The 6,070-nt window shown below is 57.0% G+C and carries 5 protein-coding genes, 2 pseudogenes and 1 other annotated feature; of the genes and pseudogenes, 3 read left to right on the forward strand and 4 right to left on the reverse strand.

Translation table 11 applies throughout. From position 1 onward, the window contains the following. The first annotated feature begins 118 nt into the window (after positions 1-118). The 3 genes from BMW49_RS21915 (at position 119) to gstA (ending at position 2,546) form a co-directional block, all read left to right on the forward strand. Positions 119-1,192 (forward strand): catalase family peroxidase, encoded by a 1,074-nt coding sequence (locus tag BMW49_RS21915; RefSeq protein WP_069520199.1) that lies wholly within the window; start codon positions 119-121, stop codon positions 1,190-1,192. Then, positions 1,189-1,797 (forward strand): cytochrome b, encoded by a 609-nt coding sequence (locus tag BMW49_RS21920; protein WP_069520201.1) that lies wholly within the window; start codon positions 1,189-1,191, stop codon positions 1,795-1,797. The genes BMW49_RS21915 and BMW49_RS21920 overlap by 4 nt, the downstream gene beginning before the upstream one ends. Before the next feature lie 113 nt (positions 1,798-1,910). Further along, on the forward strand, positions 1,911-2,546 hold the full coding sequence (gene gstA / locus BMW49_RS21925; RefSeq protein ID WP_069520203.1) for a glutathione transferase GstA: 636 nt from the start codon (positions 1,911-1,913) through the stop codon (positions 2,544-2,546). Positions 2,547-2,632: 86 nt separating this feature from the next. On the opposite strand, the pseudogene BMW49_RS21930 reads toward gstA, so the two are convergent. From BMW49_RS21930 to BMW49_RS21945, 4 genes and pseudogenes are all read right to left on the reverse strand, one after another. Next, positions 2,633-3,570 (reverse strand): annotated as a pseudogene (locus BMW49_RS21930) (IS3 family transposase). Next, positions 3,175-3,291, reverse strand: a sequence feature (AL1L pseudoknot). (Overlaps the previous pseudogene by 117 nt.) Positions 3,571-3,641: 71 nt before the next feature. Further along, positions 3,642-4,004, reverse strand: a pseudogene (locus BMW49_RS21935) (inositol monophosphatase family protein); the annotation flags it as partial. A 49-nt stretch (positions 4,005-4,053) separates the two neighbouring features. Further along, on the reverse strand, positions 4,054-5,415 hold the full coding sequence (locus BMW49_RS21940; protein WP_069520205.1) for a Fic family protein: 1,362 nt from the start codon (positions 5,413-5,415) through the stop codon (positions 4,054-4,056). A gap of 453 nt (positions 5,416-5,868) precedes the next feature. Then, positions 5,869-6,070 (reverse strand): transposase (locus tag BMW49_RS21945; protein ID WP_139205691.1); only part of this gene is annotated, 202 nt, incomplete at its 5' end.

Consider the following 6,070-nt stretch of genomic DNA (forward strand, 5'->3'; position numbering starts at 1 on the left):
GGTGTGGGCACCCCGCAGACTTTCTGTAAGCCATGTTATCTATTCAAGGAATCATGATGAACACATCCCGCACCACATTCGCCCTGGCCACCAATGGCCGCCGTAACGGAGGCCGACCATGAAGATCGGCGATATTGACCTGAAACGGAGCTGGCCGGCGCTGGCCGGCATCGGCGCGATCATCGCCGTACTGGCCGCGGCCTTCGCCTGGACCTCCGGCCTGCTCGGCCAGCGAGTGACGAATATGACTTTCCTGGAAGACACGCAGCATGATTTTCCTGCTGGCTACCGACGCGCGCATGGCAAGGGAATGTGTTTCGAAGGGGTGTTTCGCTCCAGCGGCGAGGCGGCAAAGTATTCCCATGCCAGCGTTTTCGCTCAACCGGAGACACGGGCCATAGGACGTTTCTCGATTGGGAGCATGAGCCCATATGCCGCGGACAACTCCACCAGCACCGTCAGCATGGCCATGATGCTTACTGCCGATAACGGGCAGCAGTGGCGCATGAAAATGAACAACGAACCGTATTTCCCCACCCGCGATGCCCCCGGCTTCCTCGAGATGATGAAGGCCACTGCGCCTGATCCGAGCACCGGAAATCCCAACCCCCAGCAGCTGGCAGCTTTCCTCGCCGAGTATCCGGAGGCGCGCAAATACATGGAGGCCGATGCCGTGAAACCCTGGGCCAGCAGCTTTGCCGGTGCCACGTACTACGCCATCCACGCCTACTATCTGCTCGCCGAGGATGGGCGACGGCAAGCCATGCGCTGGTGGCTACGGCCGCACGCGGCATTCACCGCCTGGAGTGATGAGGAGCGTGCGGGCGCCAGTCATGACGCCTTGTTCAAGGAGGTAGGGCAACGCCTGACAAAGGCGCCGTTACAGTGGGATATTGTGATGCAATTGGCCGCACCAGGTGATCCGGTGGATGATCCATCGCAGCCTTGGCCGGAAACCCGCCAACAGGTAGTCGCCGGAACGTTGGAAGTGCAACGCGTCTTTGATCAGACTGACGGCGTGTGTCGCGACGTCAATTTCGATCCCACCTTGATACCGGCAGGTATGGCGCTGTCGAACGATCCGGTATTGGCCACACGGGCAGGTATTTATGCCCACTCGTACAACTCACGGCTGCACGAGATCGGCTATGGCAAGGCCACCGATGCCGTCGGAAAGAAGACAGCACAATGACTACCGAAACCCGCACCGTAACAAAAACCTCACAAGCCAATGAGGCTGGCCAGCCAGAACGGTTCAATCTGCTGGCGCGGCTGCTGCATTGGACGATGGCGGCAGCAATTATTGCGATGCTGTTCATCGGCGTGGCCATGATGACGTCCCTGACCTGGCGGCCCGAGTTGCTCGATCTTCATCAACCGCTGGGCATTGCCATCTTGCTGTTGGCGATCGTGCGCTTGGTCAACCGGCTGCGTCACGGTGCACCAGCGTTGCCCGCAGACATTCCACGTTGGCAAGTAATATCAGCCAAGGCATCGCATTGGGTGCTGTATGCGCTGATGTTCTCGCTACCACTGCTCGGCTGGGGCGTGCGCTCAGCGGGCGGATGGCCTGTGACGATGTTGCCGGGCGTCACGCTGCCGCCCATCGCACCTACCCATCCGGTCTGGTACGCGGTGCTGCGTGACGCCCACGGTCTGCTGGCCTGGCTGCTGTTCGCCGTCGTGCTGATGCATCTTTGCGCTGCACTCATGCATGCCTGGGTGCGCCGTGACGGGGTCTTCTCCACCATGACGCCAGGAGGCCTTTATCATCGTTACCGCCGCAACAGGAAATAGCTCAGCATCGCGGATGCGGAGCCAGGTATCCATTTGACCATCCCTACCGCGACCAAAGTGACCACTAATAACATTTTTCTAAGCGCGACAATGAAAACCATGGAGATCACAGAATGAAGCTCTACTACAAGCCTGGCGCCTGCTCCCTTTCGCCCCACATCGTTGCAAACGAACTTGGCATCAATGTCGAATTCGTCAAGGTCGACCTCAAAGATCATGTAACAGAGCAGGGGAAGAATTTTTACAAGGTCAACCCGCACGGCTACATTCCTGCGCTTGAGCTTGATAATGGCGAAATGCTGTTGGAAGGCGTTGTAATCATTCAATATCTTGCGGACCAGAAGCCCGAAATGGGCCTTGCTCCGGCCAACGGAACGTTTGAAAGATACAAGCTTCAGGAGATGCTCGCCTTCCTCTCAACGGAAATCCATAAGGGTTTCATTCCGCTGTTCTATGCGGCTCCCGCAGGAGATTACATCGAGATCGCAAGGCCGAAGCTGGAGAAACGCTACGCCTGGATCAATGAGCATCTCGCGGACAAGCAGTATCTTATGGGAGACAAATTCTCGGTCGCCGACACCTATCTGTTTGCGGTGACTGGTTGGGCTAAGGCGTCCTGGCTGAAGTCTTACGAGGACACGCCACTTCATCTTGACAGCCTTCATCATCTGCAGGCTTGGTACGAGCGTGTGAAGAGCCGTGAGGCCGTGCAACAGTCCATACTTGAGGAAGGTCTCGAGTTGAACTAGCGTCCTGATGCCCGTTGCGATCCGCAAATGGATGCCGCTCTGAACACTGAATCGCACCGGGATTCGTGGAGGCCATTTCGTTTAAGTCAGGCCGCCACGGCCTGATCTGTTTGTTGCTGGTGGAAGTTTGTCTCAGCCTCCGCAGGCGGGATATACCCGATTGAGCTCAGCAGGCGTTGGTGGTTGTACCAGTGCACCCACTTCAACGCCGCCATCTCAACCGCCTCGCGGCTCTTCCATGACTGGCGGTAAATCAGTTCGGCCTTGTACAGCCCGTTGATGGTTTCGGCCAGGGCGTTGTCGTAGCTGTCGCCCTTGCTACCCACCGATGGCTCGATACCGGCCTCTGTCAGCCGCTCTGTGTAGCGTATCGAAACGTACTGACTGCCACGGTCGCTGTGATGGATTAGCCCTCCCATGCGATGCGGCTGACGGGCATGCAGGGCTTGCTCCAGGGCATCCAGTACGAAGTCCGTCCTCATGCTGGTACTGACTCGCCAACCGACGATCCGCCGCGCAAACACGTCAATCACAAACGCCACGTACAGCCAGCCCTGCCAGGTCGATACGTACGTGAACAGCGCAGTGCCGGGTTGCGCTGCTGCGCCGCGTGTGTGCGGTAACCGGACGGGGCGATCTGCAAGACACGGCAGATCGACTCGACCCCGAGACGGTCACGATGCTGGTCGACAAATGCCCTCAGGACTTGGTGCGGCGGTCGAGTTCCGCCTGGGCAAAATACGCACTGGCCAGGCGCAGAATCTCGTTGGCTTTGCGCAGCTCGCGATTCTCGCGCTCCAGGGTTTTGATGCGCTCGCGCTCTTCGGTGGTCGGCCCAGAACGTTGGCCGGCATCAGTCTGATGACGACGAATCCAGCCATGCAGGGTTTGCGCTGCACAGCCAATCTTCAGGGCTATGGCTTCAATGGCTGCCCACTCGGAGGGGGTAGTCGTTCAGGTGCTCCAGAACCATGCTTACAGCACGTTCACGGACTTCGGGGGAGCAGGTCGTAGTCTTTCTCATGGCCTCATCTTCTCAAGAGTTGAGGCCTCCACGAAACCCGGTGCGATTCATAGGTGATGGCGTTCCCATCTCGGCAAAACAGGGGCGTAGACCACGCCAAGCAACGGTTGGACATCCTCAAGCAAGCCGACAGATATGGCAGAGCCTTTGTGGCCTTTCAGAAAGTCTGCAGTCCCATCATTGGGGTCAACAACCCAGCAATACCTGGCTCCTGTGAGCCTATGGCCTGTTTCCTCGCCCCAGAAGTCGCAGTCCCGCAGTTGCAGCAGCCCAGGCCTCAGCAGTGACTCGATTTCAATATCGACTTCAGCTTTATCGCCGGAGCCGCGAGGACCCTCTGTGAGCTGCCATTCAGTAATGAGCAGCAGGCCAGCGTCTTCGACTAGTTGGACGACCTGTGCAAGAAGGCTTTCGTAATCCATAGGGCTCAGCATTGAGTGTTCGCTTTCTGCCTGAGGGCGCGAATGGTTGGGCGTGAACTCATCAGTTCCCATGGCTCGATTTCCAGAGGTTGAATTCGGATGGCCGTAATCCGTAACGCGCCAGTACCCCTTCTTGCAGCCGTCGGAGCTCTTCAACGATCAGGGCTTGTACTTCTGGCTGCTCAGTTTCTGAAACATGCTCTGCTACAGCGCGTTGAATGCAGGCCAGTGGATCAAGCTCCGGATGAGTGACGACCTCGCGAATGGTCGTTTTGATGAAATCCCGCCAGGTCAGTCGAAGGGGGTCTGGTTCAGCAAGGTCTTGCTTGATTGCCACGTACTCCTGCGTTGAACGTTCGTAGGCCCAAAGGTATAGGTCGCGAAGTAGCTCTACCCGGGTCATTTCGTAGACGCCTAACGTGGCGCGGCTGTAGGCCTGTTCGGGCACATCCAGAAATGTCAGCGGGCATAGGTTGGCACGAAACAGTGGCAGGTTCGCTGCCAGTCGGGAGGTGCGCTTGTTGATGTCGGCAAAGGGCTGCAGGTAGGGCAGGTGCACCATCATGAAGAAGGACTGCTCGAACGGGTCACTAATCTGATTGGCCTTGTTGAGTAGAACCTCCAGGGCGTCCTCAATCTGGTGTGGTGTCGAGAGAGGGCGATAGGTGCTTTTCCCTATGTCGACGGCATGCTGCCGGATGCGGCCTTCATCTGCAGGATTTGGAAGCAGGTTTTCGGCCAGGGCGCTGTGCAGGTTCATAAGTGTGTAGCGGTTGAACTCAGCACTTTCGATGTTCTCGACCAACAGTTCGATTGCCGTCTTATGGTTCAAGATCATCTGCGTTTCGATAGCTGCTTTGCCTCGTGCGGCCATGCCATGCTCAATGAGTTCTCGTGTATCGAGTCGCGAGTAGGTGTTCCCCTCCAGGTGGCTGGAGGCCCACGACAAATCGATCAGCAGACGATTTAGAACAGCACGGCTGTATGTGCCAGCCGGCTCCACTGCATCTGTGGTTTTGCCCATTCTGTGCAGTTGGCGCCGCAACGACTCAGATAAGTAGCTGGTTTCGTTCGGTTGGTAGGCGCCCAGAAAATCACGCTGGTAGCCTACGGGCTTGCGCGCCTCTGTTGGCTGATTGATGTAGACGAGTATGTCCCTGCTATCTGCGGACAGTGGAATAAAAGATGGGAAGCTATCGGTCCCCGTATCCAATGTGCTGGCGTCAGCCGGGGTAATTGCGCCGAAATAGCGTCGAGCTCTGCCTTCACCGCTTGCGGTGATTTGACCGCACTCGATCATCTTTGCAATTAACCGCTGCGCTGTTCTCCGAGCAATATCAGGGTGACTGGCTAGGAGCTCTGCCAGTGTCAATCCGTTACCAGAGGCCTGGATGCTGTTCAGTATTTCAGTGCTTGAAGGCATTGCTGAGTTGGCACCGTCTAAATGCTGTTGGCGCAATATTGGCGCAGTTTTCAGAACTGCGCCAATATTGACTGCGAATGTGGCGCAGTTCTTGGTAATCTGCGCCACATCGAGGAGGGTAAAGGATGCCAGGGAATTGCCAAAGGCCAGATGTGCTTGCGTTCCGGATATTGGTACGTCCGGTCAAGATGAACCAGAGTGCGTAAGAAACTCAGCACTTGGCACTTGTACTGCCCATAAGGTGACAGGTTGTTCTGCATACTCTGAACTATCGAGGGCCACCCAGAGCGCGTAGTTGTGGCCCTAGGGATCCTCTGAAGTAGCCATGCATTTCTGGCCGACTTCAGCCTCCGCTGATTTTGAAAGCGGAAAATCGATCAAAAACGATCAGATCACCCGCTCATTTCTGTGTTCTTAGCCGCTGCGATAGCCTCACGGCGGCTATCCCCCGTATTACAGACGCACCTCTCCTGCTGTTGCCAGTAAATGTCTGCGCGCCATCCACAGGTTCGACAGGGCGAACAGCGTCACCAGCTGCGCCGTGTTCTTCACCAAGCCACGGAAGCGCGTCTTCACATAACCGAACTGGCGCTTGATCACCCGGAACGGGTGCTCGACCTTGGCGCGCACCTGCGCTTTGGCCTTCTCGATTTTG

The sequence above is a fragment of the Pseudomonas cuatrocienegasensis genome, assembly GCF_900110925.1.
Classification (GTDB): domain Bacteria; phylum Pseudomonadota; class Gammaproteobacteria; order Pseudomonadales; family Pseudomonadaceae; genus Aquipseudomonas; species Aquipseudomonas cuatrocienegasensis.

Bases quoted from the DNA above. Each gene is read 5' to 3' on its own strand.
- BMW49_RS21915 (WP_069520199.1), top strand. From the start codon at position 119: ATGAAGATCGGCGATATTGACCTGAAACGGAGCTGGCCGGCGCTGGCC.
- BMW49_RS21920 (WP_069520201.1), top strand. From the start codon at position 1,189: ATGACTACCGAAACCCGCACCGTAACAAAAACCTCACAAGCCAATGAG.
- gstA (WP_069520203.1), top strand. From the start codon at position 1,911: ATGAAGCTCTACTACAAGCCTGGCGCCTGCTCCCTTTCGCCCCACATC.
- BMW49_RS21940 (WP_069520205.1), bottom strand. From the start codon at position 5,415: ATGCCTTCAAGCACTGAAATACTGAACAGCATCCAGGCCTCTGGTAAC.